Source organism: Clavibacter phaseoli (assembly GCF_021922925.1).
Lineage (GTDB): Bacteria > Actinomycetota > Actinomycetes > Actinomycetales > Microbacteriaceae > Clavibacter > Clavibacter phaseoli.
The window spans coordinates 2,204,813-2,226,278 of sequence record NZ_CP040786.1 but is presented as its reverse complement, the minus strand read 5'-3'; the positions used below and the strand labels follow the sequence as shown (position 1 = coordinate 2,226,278).

At 75.7% G+C, this 21,466-nt stretch carries 23 protein-coding genes; 8 read left to right on the top strand and 15 right to left on the bottom strand.

Annotated features, from left to right (window positions below; translation table 11 throughout):
* Positions 1-16 precede the first annotated feature (16 nt).
* From FGI33_RS10310 to FGI33_RS10280, 7 genes are all read right to left on the bottom strand, one after another.
* Positions 17-1,051, bottom strand: coding sequence for an EamA family transporter (locus FGI33_RS10310; RefSeq protein ID WP_237581831.1), 1,035 nt, complete (start codon positions 1,049-1,051; stop codon positions 17-19).
* A gap of 64 nt (positions 1,052-1,115) precedes the next feature.
* Positions 1,116-1,607, bottom strand: a complete 492-nt coding sequence (locus tag FGI33_RS10305; RefSeq protein ID WP_119435749.1) for a DUF6226 family protein — start codon at positions 1,605-1,607, stop codon at positions 1,116-1,118.
* A gap of 67 nt (positions 1,608-1,674) precedes the next feature.
* Positions 1,675-2,514: an MBL fold metallo-hydrolase gene (locus tag FGI33_RS10300; RefSeq protein ID WP_237581830.1), complete on the bottom strand. Its 840-nt coding sequence runs from the start codon at positions 2,512-2,514 to the stop codon at positions 1,675-1,677.
* The gene (locus FGI33_RS10295) at positions 2,511-3,704 is read right to left on the bottom strand and encodes an ABC transporter ATP-binding protein (RefSeq protein ID WP_237581829.1); all 1,194 of its coding nucleotides are present in this window, start codon (positions 3,702-3,704) and stop codon (positions 2,511-2,513) included. The genes FGI33_RS10300 and FGI33_RS10295 overlap by 4 nt, the downstream gene beginning before the upstream one ends.
* Positions 3,701-4,498, bottom strand: a complete 798-nt coding sequence (locus FGI33_RS10290; RefSeq protein WP_119435260.1) for an ABC transporter permease — start codon at positions 4,496-4,498, stop codon at positions 3,701-3,703. Before FGI33_RS10290 ends, FGI33_RS10295 begins: the two co-directional genes overlap by 4 nt.
* On the bottom strand, positions 4,495-5,478 hold the full coding sequence (locus FGI33_RS10285; protein WP_119435261.1) for an ABC transporter permease: 984 nt from the start codon (positions 5,476-5,478) through the stop codon (positions 4,495-4,497). Before FGI33_RS10285 ends, FGI33_RS10290 begins: the two co-directional genes overlap by 4 nt.
* A gap of 3 nt (positions 5,479-5,481) precedes the next feature.
* The gene (locus tag FGI33_RS10280) at positions 5,482-6,546 is read right to left on the bottom strand and encodes an extracellular solute-binding protein (RefSeq protein ID WP_119435262.1); all 1,065 of its coding nucleotides are present in this window, start codon (positions 6,544-6,546) and stop codon (positions 5,482-5,484) included.
* Positions 6,547-6,702: 156 nt separating this feature from the next.
* On the opposite strand from FGI33_RS10280, the gene FGI33_RS10275 reads away from it, so the two are divergent.
* Positions 6,703-7,743: a LacI family DNA-binding transcriptional regulator gene (locus tag FGI33_RS10275; protein ID WP_237581828.1), complete on the top strand. Its 1,041-nt coding sequence runs from the start codon at positions 6,703-6,705 to the stop codon at positions 7,741-7,743.
* Here the strand turns inward: FGI33_RS10275 and FGI33_RS10270 are convergent.
* The 3 genes from FGI33_RS10270 to FGI33_RS10260 are packed head-to-tail and all read right to left on the bottom strand — an operon-like array spanning position 7,740 to position 10,269.
* Complete coding sequence (locus FGI33_RS10270; protein ID WP_094126381.1) at positions 7,740-8,624, bottom strand: NAD-dependent epimerase/dehydratase family protein; 885 nt, start codon at positions 8,622-8,624, stop codon at positions 7,740-7,742. The genes FGI33_RS10275 and FGI33_RS10270 overlap by 4 nt on opposite strands.
* On the bottom strand, positions 8,621-9,037 hold the full coding sequence (locus tag FGI33_RS10265) for a hypothetical protein (protein WP_119435553.1): 417 nt from the start codon (positions 9,035-9,037) through the stop codon (positions 8,621-8,623). Before FGI33_RS10265 ends, FGI33_RS10270 begins: the two co-directional genes overlap by 4 nt.
* A complete protein-coding gene (locus tag FGI33_RS10260; protein WP_237581827.1) occupies positions 9,034-10,269 on the bottom strand; it encodes a benzoate/H(+) symporter BenE family transporter in 1,236 nt (411 codons plus the stop codon). Before FGI33_RS10260 ends, FGI33_RS10265 begins: the two co-directional genes overlap by 4 nt.
* A gap of 143 nt (positions 10,270-10,412) precedes the next feature.
* Between FGI33_RS10260 and FGI33_RS10255 the strand changes: the two genes are divergently transcribed.
* The 6 genes from FGI33_RS10255 (at position 10,413) to FGI33_RS10230 (ending at position 15,588) form a co-directional block, all read left to right on the top strand.
* The gene (locus FGI33_RS10255) at positions 10,413-11,765 is read left to right on the top strand and encodes a M23 family metallopeptidase (protein ID WP_237581826.1); all 1,353 of its coding nucleotides are present in this window, start codon (positions 10,413-10,415) and stop codon (positions 11,763-11,765) included.
* Positions 11,766-11,810: 45 nt separating this feature from the next.
* On the top strand, positions 11,811-12,545 hold the full coding sequence (locus FGI33_RS10250) for an SGNH/GDSL hydrolase family protein (protein ID WP_119435466.1): 735 nt from the start codon (positions 11,811-11,813) through the stop codon (positions 12,543-12,545).
* Positions 12,546-12,708: 163 nt separating this feature from the next.
* Positions 12,709-13,164, top strand: coding sequence for an SRPBCC family protein (locus tag FGI33_RS10245; RefSeq protein ID WP_119403032.1), 456 nt, complete (start codon positions 12,709-12,711; stop codon positions 13,162-13,164).
* Positions 13,165-13,166: 2 nt separating this feature from the next.
* Complete coding sequence (locus FGI33_RS10240) at positions 13,167-13,403, top strand: hypothetical protein (protein WP_119435465.1); 237 nt, start codon at positions 13,167-13,169, stop codon at positions 13,401-13,403.
* 134 nt (positions 13,404-13,537) lie between these two features.
* Positions 13,538-14,320: an RDD family protein gene (locus FGI33_RS10235; RefSeq protein WP_237581825.1), complete on the top strand. Its 783-nt coding sequence runs from the start codon at positions 13,538-13,540 to the stop codon at positions 14,318-14,320.
* Between the two features lie 194 nt (positions 14,321-14,514).
* The gene (locus FGI33_RS10230) at positions 14,515-15,588 is read left to right on the top strand and encodes an alkene reductase (protein WP_119435409.1); all 1,074 of its coding nucleotides are present in this window, start codon (positions 14,515-14,517) and stop codon (positions 15,586-15,588) included.
* A 46-nt stretch (positions 15,589-15,634) separates the two neighbouring features.
* Here FGI33_RS10230 and FGI33_RS10225 read toward each other — a convergent pair whose 3' ends face one another.
* The 4 genes from FGI33_RS10225 to FGI33_RS10210 all read right to left on the bottom strand — a co-directional run bounded on the left by FGI33_RS10225 (position 15,635) and on the right by FGI33_RS10210 (position 18,694).
* A complete protein-coding gene (locus FGI33_RS10225) occupies positions 15,635-16,342 on the bottom strand; it encodes a response regulator (protein ID WP_182623357.1) in 708 nt (235 codons plus the stop codon).
* A complete protein-coding gene (locus FGI33_RS10220; protein ID WP_237581824.1) occupies positions 16,339-17,559 on the bottom strand; it encodes a sensor histidine kinase in 1,221 nt (406 codons plus the stop codon). The genes FGI33_RS10225 and FGI33_RS10220 overlap by 4 nt, the downstream gene beginning before the upstream one ends.
* An 85-nt stretch (positions 17,560-17,644) precedes the next feature.
* Positions 17,645-18,001: a TIGR02611 family protein gene (locus FGI33_RS10215; RefSeq protein ID WP_119435144.1), complete on the bottom strand. Its 357-nt coding sequence runs from the start codon at positions 17,999-18,001 to the stop codon at positions 17,645-17,647.
* Positions 18,002-18,094: 93 nt separating this feature from the next.
* Positions 18,095-18,694, bottom strand: coding sequence for a TetR/AcrR family transcriptional regulator (locus FGI33_RS10210; RefSeq protein WP_119435145.1), 600 nt, complete (start codon positions 18,692-18,694; stop codon positions 18,095-18,097).
* A gap of 60 nt (positions 18,695-18,754) precedes the next feature.
* Here FGI33_RS10210 and FGI33_RS10205 point away from each other — a divergent pair, with 60 nt between their 5' ends.
* A complete protein-coding gene (locus tag FGI33_RS10205) occupies positions 18,755-20,338 on the top strand; it encodes an MFS transporter (RefSeq protein WP_119435146.1) in 1,584 nt (527 codons plus the stop codon).
* A gap of 74 nt (positions 20,339-20,412) precedes the next feature.
* On the opposite strand, the gene FGI33_RS10200 is transcribed toward FGI33_RS10205, so the two are convergent.
* On the bottom strand, positions 20,413-21,453 hold the full coding sequence (locus FGI33_RS10200) for an LLM class flavin-dependent oxidoreductase (protein ID WP_237581823.1): 1,041 nt from the start codon (positions 21,451-21,453) through the stop codon (positions 20,413-20,415).
* Positions 21,454-21,466 lie beyond the last annotated feature (13 nt).

The window sequence follows — 21,466 nt, the reverse complement described above, 5'->3', positions numbered from 1 at the left end:
TCCGCGCCCGGCCGCCCTACGACGCGGCCGGGCGCGATCGCGTCCGGCGTCCGCGCGGCGCGCGGGGCGCGGCGGGTCCCGACGGCGCCCGCGTCGCGATGGCCACGCCCGCGGCGACGCACACGACGACGATCGCGCCGAGCTGCACGGGCGACAGCGTCTCGCGCAGCACGATCACGCCCAGGATCGCCGCGACCACCGGGCTGAGGCTCGTGAGCACGGCGAACAGCCGCGGGGTGATGCGGCGGAGGATCACGGTGTCGAGCGAGTAGGGCACGGCGGACGACAGCAGGCCGATCGCCACGAGCAGGCCGAGGATCCGCCCGTCGAGCGCCGCGACGTCGAGCGTGAGGAGCGCCCACGGCACCAGCACGACGAGGCTCACGATGCTGGCGACCGCGATCCCCTGGAAGCCCGGCAGCCGCTCGGCCACCCGCCGCGTGAAGACGATGTAGCCGGCCCAGGTGACGGCCGCGGTCGCGCCGCAGACGAGGCCGATCAGGTCGATCCGGCCCTCGAGGCCCGTGAGCACGACGACGCCCGCGGCCGCCACGAGCGCGCACGCCGCGTCGAGCAGCCGGCGGGACGCGAGCAGCGCGATCGACAGCGGGCCGAGGAACTCGATGGTCGCGGCTATGCCGAGGCCGAGCCGGTCGACCGCGGCGTAGTAGGAGAGGTTCATCAGCGAGAGCGCGAGGCCGAGCATCACGGCGGGCACGAGCTGCGCGCGCGTCATGCGGTGGATGCGGGGGCGCGCCACGGGCAGCACGAGCGCGGCCATCATGACCTGCCGCGCGGCGACGACGAGGACGGGGCCGACCGCGGGGATCACGAGCCCGGCGAGCGACGACCCGAGGCTGACGCTCACGATGGTGCCGACCTGCAGCGCGGCGCCCGCGGCGGTGGCGCGGGCGCCCGGCGCATCCGGCGCGGCGGCCTCGGTGGATCCCGCCGCGTCTACGACCGCGGCCTCGACGCCGGCCGGGGTGGTGCCGGGGGCGGATCCCGGGTGCGCGCCCGCGGGGTCGGCGGGGTCTCCGGGGCTGGTCACCTCGCGAGCGTAGCGACGCAAGGGAGCGGCGACCGGGCCGGGTGCGCGGCGACCGCCCGGCGGATCAGTGGACGAGCTCGCCGAACGGCTCGGGCGGCGGCGGCAGCTGGCCCGCGGCCCGGAGGACCGCCTCCTCCAGGGAGTCGGCGAGGTCCTCCCACCGGTCGTCGCACGCGTCGCAGCCGCAGGGCGGGAACGCCTCGGCCATGCGCCGGCCGGAGTGCAGCATCACGCCGGGGAACGACGTCCACTCGAGCGTGAGGATCCGGCCGGCCCCGTCGCGCGGCGCGAGCCGGACGGAGCGGACGGCGTCGGGGTGCGGATCCGCGAGGGACGGGTCCGCGCCCTCCACGACCGTCACCGCGTGCGTCGCCGCGAGGTGCGCGACGAGCGCGTCGGCCACCGCGTGCAGCGGCGCGAACCGCTCGAGGTGCGACACGCGAGTGTAGGCGTCCTCAGCAGGGGTGCCTGTGGCGTCCCAGCGCGATCCGTAGGGGAGGCCGTCGTCGGCGATCGCGGGCGGCGCGTCGATGGCGGGGCGGACGTAGGCGGGCATCCCCGGAGGCTAGCGACCGGCCGCCCGGAGGCGCACGCCCCCGAACGGCCGACCGCGGATCCGTCGCTCAGCGGTCGGCGGACGGCTCCCGCGTCGGGGTCCGCCGGTCGAGCGGGAAGCGCGCGCCCGGACGGGCGAGCAGCGTCGCCACGGCGGGTCCGGCGGCCTCGACGGCGTCGGCGAGGATCCGCGGGGCGAGCGCCGGGTCCGCGATGTGGCTGACCAGGAGCGTGCCCACCCGGGCGCCCGACGCGACCCCGCCGGCGCCGCGGCCCGTCAGGTGCCCGTGCCCCTCGAGCTCCTGCGGCGTGGCCGTGAGGTAGGTGGCCTCGCAGACGAGCAGGTCGACCTCGTGCGCCGCGGCCCGGAGGCCCGGGCAGTCGGAGGTGTCGCTCGAGAAGGCGATCGTCGCGCCCGTCTCCGCGTCCTCGAAGCGCAGCGACGCGCTCGGCACCGCGTGGTGCGCGGCGAAGGCCGTGAGCCGGAGGCCTGGCGCGACCTCGAACGGCGCGGGCGTCGCGAGGTCGAGCCCGCGCACGTCGAAGGCCTGCGCCAGCGGGGCCTGCAGCGTCGGCACGGTCGGGATCCCGATGAGCGCGTCGAAGGAGTCCACGTAGTCGAGGCTCTCGGCGGGCAGGAACAGCGGCACGCGCCGCTCGCGCGGCCGCGGGAACTGCAGGCGGAACGCGAGCGCTCCGAGGTCCAGCGCGTGGTCGGCGTGCCGGTGCGTGACGACGACGGCGACCAGGTCGTCGAGGGCGCCGCGCTCGGCCAGCTCGCGCACGATGCCGGGGCCGCAGTCCACCAGGACCGAGCCGTGCGGGCCGCGCAGCAGGTAGCCGCTGGCGGCGGATCCGGCGACGGGCGCGGTGGCGGCCACGCCGAGGATGTCGAGGGTCCAGGTCATGCGCGTCGTCCTCTCGTGCGGGAGCGGCCGCGCGCGGGCGCGGGCGGCCAGGGGGATGCGGGTGCCGCGGCGGGGGATGCGTGCACGGTGGTGCCGGGCGCGTCGAGCCGCAGGTGCACGGCGTGCCCCGGCAGGTGCGGGACGGCGCTCGAGACGGTGAGCTCGGTGCCGTCGACCGCGCCGGATCCGTCGCCCGCGAGCCGCAGCCGGAGCGCCCACGACGACCCGCGCGGCTCGACGTCCACGACCACGGCGGGCCGGGATCCCGCGACCGGCCGCTCGTGCAGGCTCGCGCCGCCGACCGGCCGGACCACCGCGAAGCACGCGCCGTCGGCGGGCACGTCGCCGTCCACGGCGAAGGGCGCGACGGGCATGCGCCAGTCGTCCGCGAGCACCAGCTCCCCGTCGGCCACGCGCGCGGGGAGCGCCGCGGCGCCCGCGACGAACTCGGCGACGAACGGATCCGCGGGCCGGCTCCACACGCCCTCGACGGTGTCGCGCTGCACGAGCCGCCCGTCGCGCATCACGGCCACCTCGTCGGCCAGCGCGAGCGCCTCGGCCTGGTCGTGCGTGACGATGATCGTGCAGCAGTCGGCCTCGGCGAGCAGGCGTCGGAGGTCGCGCCGCATGCCGTCGCGCAGCTGCGGGTCGAGCGCGGAGAGCGGCTCGTCGAGGAGCAGCACGCGCGGCCGGATCGCGAGGGCCCGGGCGAGCGCGACGCGCTGGCGCTGGCCGCCGGAGAGCTGCGCGGGGGAGCGGTCGGCGTACGCGGTCATGCGCGTGAGCTCGAGCGCGCGATCCACCCGCTCGTCCCGCTCGGCGCGCGGCACCCGCTGCGCGCGGAGGCCGTACGCCACGTTGTCGCGCACGCTGAGGTGCGGGAACAGCGCGTACGACTGCGGCACGTAGCCGATGCGGCGGCGCTCGGCGCGGAGGCGGGTGGCGTCCTCGCCGTCGAGGTGGAGGGATCCGCTCGACGGCGTGAGGAGGCCCGCCACGAGCCGGAGCAGCGTCGACTTCCCGCAGCCGCTCGGGCCGACGAGCGCGAGCACGCGGCCGGGCGCGACCTCGAGGCTCACGTCGGCGACGGCCTGCGTGGATCCGTAGCGGTGCCCGATCCCCTCCAGCCGCAGGGCGGGGACGGGGGCGGCCGCGGTCGCGGTGGCGGCCGGGGCGTCGATGAGGGTCATGCGTCCTCCTTCCGGGAGAGGGCGTTGCGCGCCAGCAGGGCGGCGGCGACGGCGGCGGGCACGAGGGCCACGCCGAAGAGCAGGGATCCCGCGGCGCCGAGCTCGAGCCGCTGGGTGGTGAAGGCGGAGTAGAGCGCGAACGGCGCGGTCTGGTTCGCGGGCGGCACCACGAAGAAGCTGAGGTTGAACTCGCCGATGGACAGCGCCGCGGCCATGAGGAGCGCCGCCGCGAGCGGGAGGCGGATCGCCGGCAGCGTGATCGTCACGAGCCGCCGCACGGGTCCCGCGCCGAGGGTCGCGGCCACGCGCTCCGCCTCGACGAGCTCCGGTGACGCGAGCGACGGCACGAGCCCGGCCACGAGGAACGGCAGCGCGATGAGCAGCTGGCCGACCACGAGGAGGGCGCCGCTCGAGCGGAGCGCGGGATCCGACGCCGCGAGCGCGAGGCCGAGCGCGACGCCCGGCACCGCGAGCGGGAGCATCGTGATCTGCCGCACGACCGCCCCGCCCGGCACCAGCCGACGGGCGAGCGCGTGGCAGAGCGGCAGCACGACGACGAGCGCGAGCACGAGGACGACGGCGGTCACGGCGAGCGTGGGGCCGACGCGCGGGCGCAGCAGCTCCCACGCCATCGCGTACCAGTCCGCGGTGATCCCGCCGACGAGCGGCCCGCGGGACGCGTCGGGCGAGACGGAGACGGCGATGGTCCCGAGGATCGGGATGAGCACGAACGCGACGCACAGCGCGAGGGCGGCGGGGCCGACGCGGTCGCGGTGCCCGGGGCGGCGGCTCACCGGATCCCCCGGCCGGCGGCGGCGGGAGCGGCGGCGGCACCGGGTGTGGGCGCCGCGGAGGCGGCGGGCTGCACGGCGACCGGCGCGGCCGACGCGACCAGCGCGTCCGACGCGCCGCCGGTCCGGGCACCGCGCCCGTCGACGATCCGCGCCCCGACTGCGCACAGCACGAGCGACAGCACCGCGAGCAGCGCGAGCACCACGGAGAGCGCGGCCGCGAGGCCCTGGTCGCCCTGGTTGTAGAGCGCGTCGGCCACGTCGAGCGGCAGCACGCGGATCCCCTCGGACAGCGTCGCGGCCGTGCCGTACGCCCCGAGCGAGGTCGCCATGCAGACGCCGGCCGCCGCGAGGAGCGGCCCGCGCAGCAGCGGCATCGTCACCGACCACGCGACGCGGGCGGGGAACGCGCCGAGCGACGCGGCGACGGCGGTCAGCTCGGGATCCAGCCCCGACGCGGCGCCGCGCAGCGTGCCGATGACGCGCGGGATGCAGAAGTAGACGTACGCCGCCGCGAGCCCGCCGGCCGTGTAGGCCCAGCGCCCGCCGGGATCGCCCGTGACCGCCTCGATCGCCTGCGACAGCAGGCCGTTGCGGCCGAGCATGACGATGACGAAGAAGCCGATGACGATGCCCGGGAACGCGAGCGGGAAGACGAGCACGGCGTCCACGAGCGCGGACGTGCGTGGCCCGGATCGGGCGAGCGTGATGGCGGCGGGCGTGCAGATCGCGAGCGTCACGACGGTGACGCCGACGGACAGCAGCACCGTGGTGACGAGGGAGGCGCGGAGCCGGTCGTCGGTCACGAGCGCCGCGTAGTTGTCGAGGGTGAGCCCGCCCTCGCGCACCCCGAGGACCGTGCGGTGCAGCGAGTCGATCACGAGACCCGCGAGGGGCCGCAGCAGGAACCAGACGAGGAGCGCGAGGGCGGGGAGGGCGGCGACGAGGCCGCCCCAGCCGACCCGGAGGGGTCGCGTGGGCACGGTCTAGCGGACCTCCGCCTGGTACCGGGTGACGAAGCCGGCCTGCGCCTCGGCGAGGGCGGCGTAGTCGACGACCTGCGCGCGCGCGAAGTCCTCCGCGCTCTCGACCTTGTCCGCGACGTCCGCGGGCACGTCGCCCGAGATCGGCCGCACGTATCCGCCGGCGAGCGTCGACTGGCCCTGGTCGGAGAGCAGGTAGTCGAGCCACGCCTTGGCGAGCTCCGGGTGCGGGGCGCCCTTCACGAGCGCCGCGATGTACGGCACCTGGAGGGAGCCCTCGGCGGGGATCACGACGTCGAGCGGCGCGCCGTCGTTGTACTTCGCCGCGTAGCCGTTGAAGTCGGCGTCGATGAGGATCGGGATCTCGCCCTGCACGACCTTGGCCGTGGCGGTCTGCACGGGCGTCACCGCGCCGTTGGCCTTGAGCTGCCGCAGGTAGTCGATGCCGGGGCCGAAGTCGTCGATCGTCCCGCCCATGGCGAGGTTCACGGCCGCGGCGACCGAGTAGCCGACGGCGGCCTGCGACGGGTCGAGGTACCCGGTCATCCCCTGGTACTCCGGCTCGAGCAGATCCGCCCAGCTGGTGGGGCAGGGGACGTCGCCGAGCGCCTCGGTGTTGCAGATGAAGGCGATGGCGCCCGTGTGCACGGCGAACCAGCGACCCTCGGGATCCTTGAGGCCGTCGGGGATCGCGTCGAAGCCGGCGGGCTCGTAGGCCTCGGTCACGCCGGCCTCGACGGCCTTCGGCCCGAACGCGATCCCGAGGTAGACGGCGTCGGCCTGGGGCGCGGCCTGCTCGGCCACGAGCGCGGCGAGCGCCTGGCCGGAGTTCTTGGTGTCGCTGGGCGCGGCGACCGACTGCTCGGATCCGAACTGCTGGAGCAGCGCGCCGAAGTTCGCGAAGGAGGAGGGGGAGTTGTAGGTGATGAGCGTGCCAGCGGAGGTGTCGCCGGAGCCCGGGGCGGCCGAGGATCCGGTGCCGGTGCTGGCCGAGGTGCAGCCGGCCAGGGTGAGCGCGGCGACGGCGGCGATGGCCGTGGCGGCGACGCGGGTGCGGAGCGAGGACATGCGGATGGGCCTTTCGTCGGGGATGGCTTAAACGTTAAAGTCGGTGCGCGGCCCGCTCCGGTCCGCCTGGTGAACGCCGCCTGAACGGCCGCGGTCGAACGGGTCGCCGGCGCGGCCCCGCCCGCCGCGCCCGCCCCGAGCCGCTAGGAATGACGGATGACCCGCGACCCCGCCCCGCGCCGCCGGGTCTCGCTCACCGACGTGGCGCGCGAGGCCGGCGTCTCCGCGGCCGCCGCGAGCTTCGCGCTCAACGGGCGCTCGGGGGTCGGCGAGGTCGTGCGGGCGCGCGTCAAGGAGGCCGCCGCGCGCCTCGGCTACGTCCCGTCGACCTCCGCGGTCGCGCTCCGCACCGGGCGCTCGGGCGCGGTCGGCCTCCTCATCCGCAACATGCGGAACCCCTTCTTCCTCGACGTGATCCATGGCTTCGACGCCACGTGCGCGGCGGCCGGGCTCGGCGTCGTCATCGGATCCGCCGACTACTCGCCCGCGCGCGAGGCCGAGCTCGTCGCCACCTTCGCGGCCCGCGGGGTCGACGGCCTGGCGCTCGCGCCGATCGGCGGGGGGAGCGCGGCGGCCGACTGGGACGGATCCACGGCCAAGCCCCTCGTGCTCATCAACGGCGCCCGCCACGCGCCGGGCATCGACGCCAGCCGCGTGCACGTCGACGGCGAGCAGGCCGTCGCGCAGGCGCTGGCGCACCTCGCGGACCTCGGCCACCGGCGCGTCGCCATCGTCGCCGCGCCGCGCGACCGCAGCGCCGACGACGAGCGCGTGGCGGCCTTCCACCGGATCTCGGGGGAGCGCGGCCTCGTCCCCCGCGTCATCGAGAGCGCCATGCAGCACGATGCCGCGGTCGAGGCGCTGACGCGCGCGCTCGCCGAGCCCGCCGGCACGCGCCCGACCGCGATCGTGACGAGCAGCGACTACCTCGCGACCGCCGTCTACTCGGCCGCCGACGCCGCGGGGCTCCGTATGGGCGTCGACGTGAGCGTCGTCGGCCACGACGACCTCGGCACGAGCCGGTTCCTCGCCCCGGCGCTCACGACGATCGCGGTCGACCGCACGGCGCTCGGCGCCGCGGCCGCGCGCCGGCTCATCGAGCGGCTCGACGGCGGCGATGCCGCCACCACGGTGGTGCCGACCTCGCTCGTCGCGCGCGCGTCGACGGGACCCGCGCCCGCGGACGGATCCGCCTAGCGGGGCAGCGCGTTCCCGTCGGCGTCGAGGTGGTCGCGCCAGCTGCGCTTCGGCTCCCAGCCGAGGAGGCGGCGGGCCTTCGCGGTCGAGATGCCCGAGGAGTCCACGCGCTCGATCGCGCGCAGCTCGATGGCGTCGCCGTAGTGGCGGCGCAGCTCGGCGGCGAAGTCGTGCCCGCCCGCGTTGTCGGCGGCGGCGATGTAGAACACCTCGTGGCCCGGCAGGTCGGAGGCGACCGAGAGCACGATCGCGTCGGCCAGGTCGTCCGCGTCGATGTAGCTCCACAGGTTCGCGGTGAGCACGGAGGCGTCCCGCACCTGCTTGCCGAGGTTCGAGGCGTAGTTGTCGTCGTTGTGCACCGTGCTCGGGCGCAGCGAGATCACGCGGATGTCGGAGCGGCGCACGGCCGCGTCCATCAGCTGCTCGCCGAACGCCTTCGAGAGCGCGTACGGATCCTGCGGGTGGAGCGGGTGCTCCTCGTCCACGGGCGCGTAGTCGGGCAGGAACGGCCGCTCCGGGAAGAAGTTGCCGACGATGCTCTCGCTCGAGATGTTGACGAAGCGCGGCACCCCGAAGCGCACGGCGGCCTCGATGAGGTGGAACGTCGACATGAGGTTCGTCTGCAGCACGACGTGCGCCGGGTTGCCGGTGGGCTGCGGGATCGCGGCGACGTGCACCACGGCGTCCATGCCGGCGACGACCGCGAAGGCGTCGCCCTGGTCGGTGAGGTCCGCCATCACGTAGCGGCCGGGCACGACGACGCCCGCGTCGAAGACGGGACGCACGAGGTCGACGCCCGTGACGTCGTGGCCGGCGGCGACGAGCGCCTCGACGGCGGCGCGGCCGACCTTGCCGCGGGATCCGGTGACGAGGACCTTCACGACTCGGCCCCGTCCTCGGCGACGTCGGCGGGCGCCTTCATCACGACGGGGACGAACGGGTCGTCCTCCAGCCGCTCCGCGAACCACGCCTCGTCGACGTAGCCCTCCGACCACAGCTTCAGCGGCGTCGCGACCGTGGGCGTGAACAGCTCCCACCGGGTCCAGAGGCGCGCCTCCTCGGTCATCATCCGGCCGACCTCGCGGGTCCAGCGGACGACGACGTGGTCGGCGGGCAGCAGGCGCTCGAACGCGGCCTGCGCCTCGGCCAGGCGGGCGGACCTCGTGCCGTCGCCCGAGACCTGCTCGGCGCTCAGGGCGAGCACCAGCGTCCAGGTCGTGCTCTGCAGCTCGGGGTCGCGGGGCGCGACGGCGGCGTCGGCTCCGGGTGGTGCGGGGGTGGTGTCGTGGCTCATGCGGCGTCGCGCTCCTCGTGTCGATCGAGTCTGTCACTCCGCGTCGCGCGCGTCCGGAGCGCGAGGTGCACGAGCACGCCGGCGACGAGCGCGCAGAACGCGGCGCCGAGCCCGCCGACCGTGATCCCGGAGGCCGCCACCACGAACGTCGCGATCGCGGGCAGGTGCGCCCCCGGCTCCCGCATCGCGGACGCCAGGCTCGACGCGAGCGACGGCGCGAGCGCCAGCCCGGCGGCGGCCGCGACGACGCCGGCCGGACCCGCCACGATCACGGCCGCGAGCGCGGCCGACGCCAGCCCGAGCACGAGGTTGGTCCACCCGGCCGTGCTCGCCGCGCGCCACCGCTCGTCGGGATCCGGATGCGCGGAGGGCGCCGCGGAGAGCGCGGCCGACAGCGCGGCGAGGTTCACGGCGTGCCCGCCGAACGGCGCGCTCACGAGCGTGGCCGCCGCGGTCGTCGTCATCGCGGCCCGCCACGGCGTCTCGTAGCCGAAGCTCGCGAGCACCGCGACGCCCGGGAGGTTCTGCGACGCCATCGTCACGACGAAGAGGGGGATCCCCAGCGCGACCGCCGCCGCCACCGTGAACACGGGCGCCGTCAGCTCGATCCGCGGCACGAGGTGCGCGAGGTCGAGCGACGATCCGGGCGCCGGCCCCGCGACCGCGAGCGAGATCCCGACCACCACGAGCGCGGCGGCCAGCGCGGTCGGGGCCGCCCAGCGCGGGGCGAGGCGGGCGGCGACGAGCCACGCGAGGACCACGGGCACGACGACGAGCGGCGTGGCGACCGCGGCCGTCACGGTCGCGACGCACAGGGGGAGGAGCACGCCCGCGAGCATCGCGGCGGCCACGCTCGCCGGGATCAGGCGCACCAGGCGGCCGAGCAGCGGCCAGAGCGCGGTCGCGAGCACGAGGATCCCGCACACCAGGAACGCGCCGACCGCCGCGGCCCAGCCGCCCTCGACGGCGCCGGACCCGATGAGCAGCGCCGCCCCGGGCGTCGACCAGGAGAGCGTGATCGGCCGGCGGAAGCGGTGGGCGAGGAGCACGGTCCCGAGGCCCTGCGTGACGCACAGCGCGAGCAGCCCGGACGCGGCCTGCGACGGCGACGCCCCCACCGCCGTGAGGCCGGTGAGCACGACCGCCGAGGTCCCGGCGAAGCCGACGACCGCGGTGACGATGCCCGCCCCGCGCGCCTGGGCCCGTCCGCCGGGCGCCTCGATGACCGTCATGCGCGCTCCCGACCGGACGCCGGTCGTCCTGCGCCCCGATCCTAGGGTCGAGCGGTATTTCCTCAGGTACGGAAACGAAAGTGGATGGTGATGTTCGCGCGTATTTCGGTTACCGTCGAAAGATCCGCGCTCCACCGACCTCGATGAGGCACGCCATCTCCCGCACCGCACGCACCTCCCGCCCCGCCGTCCGGCGCCCGCGGAACGCGACCGCGCCGCGCCTGCGGGTGGCCGCGACCCTCGCCGCCTCCGCCCTCCTGCTCGGCCTCGGCGTCCCGTCGGCGCAGGCCGCGGAGGAGTACCCCACCTGGTCCGAGGTGCAGGCCGCGCGATCCAGCGAGCAGGCCACCGCCGACCAGGTCACGCGCATCACCTCACTCATCTCCGGCCTCTCCGCCGAGGTCGAGGCCGCCACGGCGCTCGCCCTCCAGCGCGCCGACGAGCACGCCGCCGCGGTGGACGCGCTCGACGAGGCGACCGGCGAGCTCGAGGCCCTCGAGTCCAAGGCCGCCCGGGCCCAGTCCGACGCCGACGACGCGAAGCGCCAGGTCGGCCAGCTCGTCGCCCAGCTCGCCCGCAGCGGCGGCGGCGGCGACGTCTCCCTCCGCCTCTTCACGAGCGGCGGCGAGGACGCCGACGCCCTCCTCGCCCGCATGGGCACGGCCACCAAGCTCGCCGACCGCCAGGACACCGCGTTCACCGCCGCCGTCACGTCCGCCCGCACGGCCGCGTCGCTCGGCAAGCAGGCGTCCGTCGCGAAGGAGGCGCTCGCCGCGCTCGCCGCCGACGCCGAGGCGAAGCTGCAGGAGGCGTCGGCGGCGCAGGCCCGCGCGGACCAGGCGCTCGCCGAGCAGGAGGCCCGCAGCTCCGAGCTCCAGGCGCAGCTGACCACGCTCCGCGACTCCCGCATCTCCGTCGAGGAGGGCTTCGCGATCGGCGAGCGGAAGCGCCAGGAGGAGGCGGCCGCGGAGGCCCGCCGACAGGCCGACGCCCGCGCAGCCGCTGCGGCCGCTGCCGCCGCCGCGAACGCCGCGGCGCGCCCGCCGGCCAACGCCCCGCGCCCGCCGTCGTCGGGCGGCCAGCCCTCGTCGTCCGGCTGGACCATGCCCATCCGCAGCTACGGCTCGTACCAGTCCTACGGCATGCGCCTCCACCCGATCCTCGGCTACTGGCGCCTGCACGCCGGCGACGACTTCGGCGCCGGCTGCGGCACGCCGATCTACGCGACGGCGGCCGGCACGGTGCAGTTCGCGGGCGGATCCAGCGGCTTCGGCAACGCGATCACGCTCAACCACGGCGGCGGCGTCACGAGCGTCTACGGCCACATGTACTCGTACGGCGTGATGGTCCGCACCGGGCAGACCGTGCAGGCGGGCCAGCAGATCGGCGCGGTCGGCAGCGCCGGCCTCAGCACCGGCTGCCACCTCCACTTCGAGATCCGGCAGGGCGGCGTCGCCACCTCGCCCATGCCCTTCCTCCGCGCCCGCGGCGTCTGACCGGCGGACTACGCTGGACGCGTCCACGACCGGGGGGTGCGACGCATGACGGGACGCATCAGGCGCATCGCGCAGGCCGCGGCCCGGCCCGCCATCTTCGTGCAGTACGTCGCCCTCCGTGCCGGCCTCCAGGGCACGGTGTTCCCGCGCGATGCCGGATCCGGCGCCGTGGCCGGCGACGATCCGCAGCGCGTCCTCGTCATCGGCGAGGCGACCGCCGTCGGCTTCGGCGTCCTCTCGCACGAGCTCGGCATGGCCGGCCACTTCTCCCGCCAGCTCGCCCGCCGCACGGGCCGCGGCGTCGAGTGGGCGACGCGCCCGTTCTCCGACCTCACGATCCACACCGCCGCCGGCACCGTCCGCGACCGGGCGCTCCTCGACGGCGTCGACGTGGTGCTCCTGATGGTGGGCGTGGGCGACAGCATCCGCCTCACGCCGCAGCGCACCTGGCGGAGGCTGCTGTGGGCCGCCCTCGAGGACCTCGCGCGGGGCCTCCCCGCCGGCGCGCGCGTGCTCATCCCGGAGGTGCCGCCGCTGAACGAGAGCGTCGGGATCCCCGCGGCCTGGCGCGCCGTCGCCGCCCGTCACGGACGGCTGCTCAACCGCGTCACGGCCGAGATCGTCGCGTCCCGCCCCGAGGCCGTCGCCGTCCCGTTCCCCGGCGAGAGCGTCATCGACCTGGGCGATCCGGACGCCGCGCAGGCCTCCCGCGTCTACGCCTCGTGGTCGCGCGCCTTCGTCCACCGGATGCTCGAGCCCGGGCTGCCCGCCGAGGCGTGACCGCCGGTTGAACGTTCCCTGTGCATTCCTCGGGTGCGGGATACCCGGTCGGGCCCCGGCGTAGCGTCAGAGACGTGCCCGCGCCGGTGTCCACACCGGCGCCCGGGCTCCCGGATCGCACGACGATCCGACCCCACGCACCGAATCCGAACGAGGAGAAGCAATGCCCCAGGTAATCGAGACCGTCGACGTCAACGTCCCCGTCAGCACCGCCTACAACCAGTGGACCCAGTTCGAGTCGTTCCCGAACTTCCTCAGCTACGTGGAGTCGATCACGCAGGTCACCGACACGCTCACCGAGTGGAAGGTCAAGATCGGCGGCGTCGAGCGCACCTTCGAGGCCAACATCACCGAGCAGCACCCCGACGAGCGCGTCGCCTGGAACTCCACGGGCGGCGACGAGGACCACGCCGGCGTCGTCACGTTCCACAAGCTCAGCGACACCGAGACCCGCGTCACCGTCCAGCTGGACTGGGAGGCCAAGGGCCTCGTCGAGAAGGTCGGCGCCGCGATCGGCGTCGACGACCACGTCATCAAGGCCGACCTCAAGAACTTCAAGGAGTTCATCGAGAAGCGCGGCACCGAGGACGGCGCCTGGCGCGGGGACGTGAAGGCCTGATCATGGACACGTCCGAGATCGTCTGGAACCAGGAGGCGCGCGACAAGATCCTCACGGACAGCGACCGCGTGCTCCAGGAGGCCGTGCTGACCGCGGCCAAGGAGCTCGAGGGCCAGGACTGGGAGACCGTGTACCAGCGCCTCTTCGAGCAGCTGAAGGACCGGTTCATCGACTTCGAGCCCGGGCCGGACCTCCGCAAGTACGCCGAGGCCGTCTCCCGCGGGGAGATCCAGGGCTGACGCTCGCGTCACCAGCACGATCGGGAGGGCCCGGCATCCGCGAGGGTGCCGGGCCCTCCGCGCGTCCCGGTCCTCCCGGTCGCTGGATACGCTGGATCCGCGCCACGGCGGCGCAGCGACCACGGGGAGACGCGATGAGCGACACGCACGACGACGGACGGCCGGACGCGGACCAGGCGCAGGCACGGGCAGCCGGCGACGCGGAGGGCGCGCCGGCGTACGCGCCCTCCTCCGCATCCGACACCGCCTACCCGGACGGCTCCTACCCGGGCGCCGCGTACCCGGGCGGCCCCTACCCGGCCGGTCCGTACCCGGCCACGCACCCCGGCGCCGTCCCGCCGCCCGGCTACGGGCTCGCCCTCCTGCCGCACGCGCTGCGTCCGCTCCCCGCGCACATCGACCCCGCCTGGCGCCTCGCCGGCGTCGGCCGTCGGGCGGCCGGGCGGATCCTCGACCAGGTGGTCTTCGGCCTCGTCGGCGGGCTCTCGGCGGGGGCGTTCGTCATCCCGCTGCAGGGGATCGCGCAGCAGCGGATCAACGACCTGCAGCTCTTCGGCGAGGCCGCCGTCGACATGATGAACTCCCACGTCGGTGGAGCCGTGCTGGCCACCTTCATCAGCCTCCTCGCCTACCTCCTCATCGCCACGTGGTGGCTGGGCTGGAAGGGCACGACGCCCGGCAAGGCCATGGTCGGGATCCGCGTGCAGCGCTTCTCGGAGCCAGGCACCCTCGGCTTCGGCCGGGCCCTGCTCCGCGGCGTGGTGCAGAACGGGTTCGTCCTCGGCTGGCTGTTCACGATCTGGCTGCCGTACGCGTCCGTCGGCTGGGACTCGCGGCACCTCCTCCGCGGCTGGCACGACCTGGCCGCCGACGACGTCGTGCTCGCGCGCCGCGTCGAGGCGTTCCCCTCCTACTGACGCGAGCGTCCGCGGACGCGCCCGGGACGCCCGGAGCCTGACGAGGGCCTGGGAGAAGGATCCGCGGAGGAATGCCGCCCCGGGGCCATCGGGTTGCCCCAGGGCGGTCCGCTGGGGCCGCTGGCCCCGCCGCCCTCCCCGACGCGATCCGTCGAGGCGCGCGCCGGCCACCCGCGAGACGAAGGATCCACCACGTGAAGCTGTTCTCCCCCGTCGCCCTCGGCGCCCTCGAGCTCCCCAACCGCGTCGCCATGGCGCCCCTGACCCGCATGCGCTCCGACGAGCACGGCGTGCCCGGCGACCTCGTCGTCAAGTACTACCGGCAGCGCGCGTCCACCGGCCTCATCGTCTCCGAGGGCGTGTTCACGAGCGAGCGCAGCAAGGCGTACCCGGGCCAGCCCGGCATCGTCACGGACGAGCAGATCGCCGGCTGGCGCCGCGTCACCGACGCCGTGCACGAGGCCGGCGGCCGCATCGTCATGCAGCTCATGCACGGCGGCCGCGTCTCGCACGAGGACATCACGGGCGGCCTGCCGCTGCTCGCGCCCAGCGCCATCGCGATCCAGGGCGAGGTGCACGTGCCCACCGGCAAGAAGCCGTACCCCGTGCCGAGCGAGCCCGAGACCGACGAGGTCCCCCTCATCGTCGACGAGCTCGCGGTCGCCGCGCGCAACGCGGTCGACGCCGGGTTCGACGGCGTCGAGATCCACTCGGCCAACGGCTACCTGCTGCACGAGTTCCTCTCGCCCGTCTCGAACGTGCGGACCGACGCCTACGGCGGATCGCCGGAGGCCCGCGCGAAGCTCGGCATCGACGTGGCGCACGCGGTCTCCCGCGAGATCGGCGCCGAGCGCGTCGGCATCCGCATCTCTCCCTCGCACAACATCCAGGACGTGCTCGAGGAGGACGCCGACGAGACGCGCGCCACCTACGAGGCGCTGCTGTCCGGCATCGCGCCGCTCGGCCTCGCCTACGTGAGCATCCTGCACGCGGAGCCCGCGGGCGAGCTCGTGCAGGGACTCCGGGAGACCTTCGGCGGCCCGCTCATGATCAACAGCGGCTTCGGCGTGCAGACCGAGTACGACGAGGCCGTCCAGCTCGTCGACGAGGGCACGGCGGACGTCGTCGCCGTCGGCCGCATGGTCATCGCGAACCCCGACCTCGTCGAGCGCTGGGAGTCCGGCGCGGAGACGAACGAGCCGAACCCGGCCACGTTCTACGGCCCCGGCGCCGAGGGCTACACCGACTACCCGGCGCTCGCGAGCTGATCCGCGACGTCTGACCGGCTCCGGCCGGCACCGCCCGAGGCCGGGCTCACTCCGACGGAGCGAGCCCGGCCTCGTGCACGAGCACGGCGACCTGCACGCGGCCCTCGACGCCGAGCTTGTCGAGCACGTGCCCCACGTGCGTCTTCACGGTCGCCACGCCGAGGAACAGGTCGGCGGCGATGCGCGCGTTCGACCAGCCGCGCGCGATGGCGAGCGCGACCTCCTGCTCACGCTCCGTCAGCGTCCCGAAGCGCTCCCGCTCGGCCGTGCGGTCGGCGCGGTCGCGCTGCGCCGCCACGCCGATCACGGTGTCGAGCACGGACGGCGAGAGGATCGACCGGCCCGCCGTCACCTGCCGCACGGCCTGGACGAGGTCCACCGGCGGCGTGTCCTTGAGCAGGAAGCCGCGGGCCCCCGCCCGGAGCGCGCCGAGCACGAGCTCGTCGGCGTCGAAGGTCGTGAGGACGATGACCGGCAGGTCCGGGCGGCGGGCGATCTCGCGGGCCGTGGCGGTGATCCCGTCGCAGACCGGCATGCGGATGTCCATGAGCACGACGTCGGGCGCGGTGCGGGCGATCACGGCGCCGGCCGCGAGCCCGTCGGCCGCCTCGCCCACGACCTCGAGCCCGTGCCCGCCGCCCAGCAGCATCGCGAGGCCTGCGCGAACGAGCGCGTCGTCGTCGACGATGACCACGCGGATCGGCGGGCCGCCCGCGGGCACGACGCCGGGGAGGGCCGCACCGCCCGCGCTCACGCCGTCCACGGGAGCACCGCCTCGACCACGTGGCGGCCGTCGCGGCGGTCGACGTCAAGCGTGCCGCCGAGGGAGCGGGCGCGCTCCGCGATCCCGGCGAGGCCGTGACCTGCCGTCGCGGCGGGCGGCCCGGATGGGGCGGGCGGCGGCGCGGCGTTCCGCACGACGATGCGGAGGGAGGCACCGGGGCGGCCGTCGAGCGAGACCTCGACCGGCACGCCCGGCGCGTGCCGCCGCGCGTTCGTCAGGCACTCCTGGACGACGCGGTAGGCGTGCCGCGACGTCGTCGCGGACAGCAGCGCCAGGTCGTCCCGGGTGTCCGGGTGGACGTCCGCGCGCACCTCGACGCCGAGGGCGCGGGCCTCGTCGAGGAGCGCCGGCAGGTCGGCGAGCGTCGGCTGCGGGGGCGCCGCGGCGGGCGCGCCCGACGGATCCCGCAGCACGCCGAGGACGCCGCGCAGCTCCGTGAGCGCCGTGCGGGCGTTGTCGCGCACCACGCCCGCGGTGGCGCGGACCTCGCAGGCGTCGAGGTCGTCGCGGTACTCGAGCGCCCCCGCGTGCAGGGCGACGAGCGACAGGCGGTGCGCGAGCACGTCGTGCATCTCCCGCGCGATCCGGGTGCGCTCGTGGTCGGCGGCCTGCGCGGACCGGAGGGCCTGCTCCTCCTCCGTGAGCCGGGCGCGCTCCCGGAGCGACGCCAGCAGCTCCCGGCGGCCGCCGACGTAGAGGCCCACGACGATCAGCAGGCCGAGCACCACGAGCATCAGCGCCCCCGTGAGCGGCAGCTCCGCCGGGGTCACGGGCAGGTAGGAGAGGCCGGCGCCCTCCCAGGCGCCGACGGCCGCGATCCACACGACGGCCGCGACGGCGATCCGCTTCGGCTGGCGTCGGGCCGCGAGCGACACGAGGGCGATGGCCGCGGCCACGAGCCCGAGGCTCGACACCGCCGCGATGACGCCGAGCGCCACCGCGACCGTGAGGGGCGCCGGGCGGCGAAGCGGCAGGATCGCGATGCCGACGAGCCCCGCGGCCGCGTCGAGCACGAGGAGGAGCCCGATCCGGGTGCCGGTGGCGCCGGCGTCCGCGAGGAACGTGAGCACGGCGCCGAACGCGAAGGTGCCGACCACGAGCGACAGCGCCACGAGGGCCGCCTCCCGGCCGACGACGCGGGCACGACGGGCGGACCCGATGCGGGGGACGTGCGCGAGGGAGGGCATGTCCCGACCCTACGGATCGCGGCGCGGCCGGCGGATCGACCGGAAGGGGGAGATGCCGCGGCCGCCGGGAGGGCGGCCGCGCGGGTCAGCGGGTGGTGCGGGCCGCGCGGCGCTCGGCGCGGGAGGCGCGCCAGCGACGCCAGGCGTCCCAGAAGCGGTGCAGCTGGCGCTTGAGGAACACGTTCACGCGGTGCGCGGCCGGGAACTCGGTGCCGAGCACGGCGATCCCGAGGAAGACGATGAGCCAGCCGGGGCCGGGCAGCGGGATGAGCACGATGCCGACGAGGACGATGGCGAGGCCGAGGATCCCCACGAGGATCCGGTACAGCCAGCGCGCCTTCGGGTGCAGCTCGATCCAGGCCCGGCATCGGCGCAGGAACCGCCGCAGCGGATGCGCGTGGCTGGAGCCCGCCTCGTACTCGCGGGTCAGGGTGTCGGACATGCGTTCACGCTACGGGCGGGCCCTGGGAACCGTCTCCCTCACCCGGGGAATCCGCAGGATGCCGGCGCGGATGCACAGGGGGAGGGACGGGCGTCAGCGCGGGGCCGGCGCCGTGATCCGCCGGGCCGCCTCAACGACGGCCGCCCGGTCGGCGGCGCGCGCCCGGGGCGTGTCCGCGTGCATGGCCGGGTACGGCGACTGCACCCACGCCTGCGCGAGCGCGAACAGCATCGTGAGGAGGCGCTGCGGATCCCACGACGGGTCGATGTGCCCCTCCGCCTGCCCGCGGCGGATCGCCTGCACCTTGGCCGACGGCGACGTCTCGCTGTGCGGCACGTCGAGCGCGACGCCGTCGAGCCGGGCCCAGGCGAGCATCCGGCGGTGCTGCGGGTGCTCGTACGCGTGGTCGAAGAGCTGGCCGACGAAGCCGGGGAGGTCGGCGGGATCCAGCGTCACCGCGGAGAAGAACTCGATGCCGTTGAGCTTCAGCACCGCGTGGAACAGCGACTCCTTGTCGGTGAAGTGCGCGTACAGCCGCTCCTTGCTCGCGCGGCCCGAGCGGGCGATGCGGTCGACCCGCGCGCCGGCCAGCCCGTGGGCGGCGAACTCCTCGCGCGCGGCCAGGAGGATGCGGTGCCGGACGTCGTCCTGCTTCTCGTCGGTGGATCGGGCGGACCCCGTCGTCTCTGCCATGTGAACAGCGTATGTCAAACGAACCGGTTCGTTTGACTCTGCGCCCGACGCGGCCCTAGATTGGACCGTCCTCGCCCGCCCGGGCGCCGCACGACCATCCAGGAGCACCAGATCTCGCACGCACGCACCCCCGAGAACGCACCGCCCTCCACGTCCGCCGCCGCGACCTCCGGCTCCGCCGCGCCGTCCGGCCCCGCCGCCCCCGCCGCGCCGTCCGCCCGCAGCAAGTGGATCCTCCTCGCCGTCGTCGCCCTCGCGCAGCTGATGGTCGTGCTCGACGGCACGATCGTGAACATCGCCCTGCCCGCCGCCCAGCGCGACCTCGGCATGACCGACGCCGACCGCACCTGGGTCGTCACCGTCTACGCGCTCGCCTTCGGCTCCCTCCTCCTGCTGGGCGGCCGCATCGCCGACTACTGGGGCCGCAAGCGCTCCTTCCTCCTCGGCATGGTCGGCTTCGCGGCCGCCTCCGCCCTCGGCGGCTTCGCCGTCTCGAGCGAGATGCTCCTCATCGCTCGCGGCCTGCAGGGCGTCTTCGCGGCGCTCCTCGCGCCCGCCGCGCTCGCGCTGCTGTCGGTGACGTTCCCGTCCGGCCCCGACCGCGTCAAGGCGTTCGCGGTCTACGGCACGATCGCCGGATCCGGCGCGGCCGTCGGCCTGCTGCTCGGCGGCGTGCTCACCGAGTACCTCAGCTGGCACTGGTGCCTCCTCGTCAACGTGCCCATCGCGATCGTCGCGATCGTCGCGGGCATCCCGCTCGTGAAGGAGAGCCGCGCCGACGGCGACCGCAGCTACGACGTCCCCGGCGCGCTGCTCGTCACCCTCGGCCTCGCGTCGATCGTGTACGGCTTCTCCCGCGCGGAGAACGGCTGGACGCAGCCCGACACCATCGGCTTCCTGGCGCTCGGCGTGGGGATCATGGTCGCCTTCGTGTGGTGGGAGTCGCGGGCGCGCAACCCGCTGCTGCCGCTCCGCGTCGTGGCCGACCGCACCCGCGGCGGCGCGTACTTGACCTCCGTGATGGTGGGCGCGGCGCTCCTCGGCGGGCTGCTGTACCTCACGCTGCACTTCCAGATCGTGCTCGGCATGTCGCCGCTGATCTCGGGCCTCGCGTCGCTGCCCATGGCCGCCTCGATCATGCTCACGGCCCCGCAGATCGCGCGGCTCCTCCCGAAGGTCGGCCCGCGCGTCCTCATGACGGTCGGCCCGCTCATCGCGGCCGCCGGGCTCCTCTGGTTCAGCCGGGTCACGGTCGACGGCGCGTACGTCGTGCAGGTGCTGCCCGGCCAGATCCTGCTCGGCATCGGGCTCGCGTGCGTGTTCGTGCCCATGCAGAACGTCGCGCTGTCCGGCATCGAGCCGCGCGACGCGGGCGTCGCCGGCGCGGCGCTCACGGGCACGCAGCAGATCGGCGGATCCATCGGCACGGCCGTCTTCACCGCCCTGTTCGCCTCGGCCGTCACCGCGTCCGTCACGGACGGCGTGGCGAACCCGCTGCAACAGCAGGTCGACGGGTACCACGTGGTCTTCCTGGCCGCGGCGATCGGCGTGGCCTGCGCATCGATCATCTCCTGGTCGATGGTGCGCGTCCCGCTCGAGCGCTTCCGCGAGGGCGCGTCGGCCGAGGCGGTCAGCATGCACTGATCCCTCGCCGGATCACGACGCCCCTCCCGCAGCTCGCGGGAGGGGCGTCGTCGTGCGCGGGCCGCGGTCAGGCGTCAGGCGGCGGGCGACCAGCCGAGGGCGGGGCCGAGGCGGCGGGCGACGTCGGTGAGGATCTGCGTCGCGTCGTCCGGGCGGAGGCCGTCGGGCAGCGCGATCGCGAGCTCGTCGGCGGCGTGCACTGCGGGATCCGCGCGCAGGGCGGCGGCGAGCTCGTCGGCCGGGCCCACGAGGTCGCCGGCGCGGACCATGCTCGCGCCGCCCGGTCGACCCTCCGCGCGGGCCGAGCGCTCGGCGCGCGCCGCCGCGTCGGCCGCGTACCGCGCGCGCTGCTCCGCCGTCGCGCCGTCGGTGGGCACCACCACGAGCGCGAGGGTCACGTGGGCGGCGGCCGGGTCCGGGTGCGCGTCCCGGTAGGCGTCGATGAGCGCGCGCTGGTCCTCGCCGAAGCCGCCGCCGGATCCGCGCTCGGTCACGCCCGACGCCAGCAGCCGGAAGCCGTGCGCTCCCGCCCAGGCCGCGGTGCGGAGCGTCGCCGCGCCGTAGCCGAGCCGGTCGGCGAGCCCGGGGGAGGACGGCTGCACGGTGGGCGTCACGGCCTCGTCGTCGTCGGGATCCGCGTCGTGCGCGTCCGCGCCGGGCACCCGGCCGCCGCGCAGCAGGTCGCGGAGGCGCAGCAGCCGCTCGCGGCCGGGCTCCTCGTGCGCGGCGGTGACGGGGTGGATCGCCCGGTCGAGGGCGGCGACGCGACCCGGGTTGCCGACCGAGAGGCCGGGGAGGAGGCGGCCGCCGGAGAGGAGGTCGACGGTCGCGAGGTCCTCGGCGAGGCGGAGCGGGTTCTCGGCGCGGACGGGGATCGACGCGGTGCCGAGCGCGATGCGGCGCGTGCGCGCGGCGGCCGCAGCGAGCATGGCCGTGGCGGAGGAGATCGCGGGCCGGAGGTGGTCGGGGCGCAGCCACGCGGTGTCGAGCCCGAGCGCGTCGCCGAGCTCCACGAGCCGCAGCGCCTCCTCCAGGCCGGGAGCGGGATCCGCGGGATCGAAGGGGCCGGTGGTGAGGAAGCCGAGGCGCGTCGGCGGGGATCCGGGTGCGGGCATGGCACGAGGGTAG

Bases quoted from the DNA above. Each gene is read 5' to 3' on its own strand.
- FGI33_RS10305 (WP_119435749.1), bottom strand. From the start codon at position 1,607: ATGCCCGCCTACGTCCGCCCCGCCATCGACGCGCCGCCCGCGATCGCC.
- FGI33_RS10300 (WP_237581830.1), bottom strand. From the start codon at position 2,514: ATGACCTGGACCCTCGACATCCTCGGCGTGGCCGCCACCGCGCCCGTC.
- FGI33_RS10295 (WP_237581829.1), bottom strand. From the start codon at position 3,704: ATGACCCTCATCGACGCCCCGGCCGCCACCGCGACCGCGGCCGCCCCC.
- FGI33_RS10280 (WP_119435262.1), bottom strand. From the start codon at position 6,546: ATGTCCTCGCTCCGCACCCGCGTCGCCGCCACGGCCATCGCCGCCGTC.
- FGI33_RS10275 (WP_237581828.1), top strand. From the start codon at position 6,703: ATGACCCGCGACCCCGCCCCGCGCCGCCGGGTCTCGCTCACCGACGTG.
- FGI33_RS10265 (WP_119435553.1), bottom strand. From the start codon at position 9,037: ATGAGCCACGACACCACCCCCGCACCACCCGGAGCCGACGCCGCCGTC.
- FGI33_RS10260 (WP_237581827.1), bottom strand. From the start codon at position 10,269: ATGACGGTCATCGAGGCGCCCGGCGGACGGGCCCAGGCGCGCGGGGCG.
- FGI33_RS10255 (WP_237581826.1), top strand. From the start codon at position 10,413: ATGAGGCACGCCATCTCCCGCACCGCACGCACCTCCCGCCCCGCCGTC.
- FGI33_RS10250 (WP_119435466.1), top strand. From the start codon at position 11,811: ATGACGGGACGCATCAGGCGCATCGCGCAGGCCGCGGCCCGGCCCGCC.
- FGI33_RS10245 (WP_119403032.1), top strand. From the start codon at position 12,709: ATGCCCCAGGTAATCGAGACCGTCGACGTCAACGTCCCCGTCAGCACC.
- FGI33_RS10240 (WP_119435465.1), top strand. From the start codon at position 13,167: ATGGACACGTCCGAGATCGTCTGGAACCAGGAGGCGCGCGACAAGATC.
- FGI33_RS10235 (WP_237581825.1), top strand. From the start codon at position 13,538: ATGAGCGACACGCACGACGACGGACGGCCGGACGCGGACCAGGCGCAG.
- FGI33_RS10220 (WP_237581824.1), bottom strand. From the start codon at position 17,559: ATGCCCTCCCTCGCGCACGTCCCCCGCATCGGGTCCGCCCGTCGTGCC.
- FGI33_RS10215 (WP_119435144.1), bottom strand. From the start codon at position 18,001: ATGTCCGACACCCTGACCCGCGAGTACGAGGCGGGCTCCAGCCACGCG.
- FGI33_RS10210 (WP_119435145.1), bottom strand. From the start codon at position 18,694: ATGGCAGAGACGACGGGGTCCGCCCGATCCACCGACGAGAAGCAGGAC.
- FGI33_RS10200 (WP_237581823.1), bottom strand. From the start codon at position 21,453: ATGCCCGCACCCGGATCCCCGCCGACGCGCCTCGGCTTCCTCACCACC.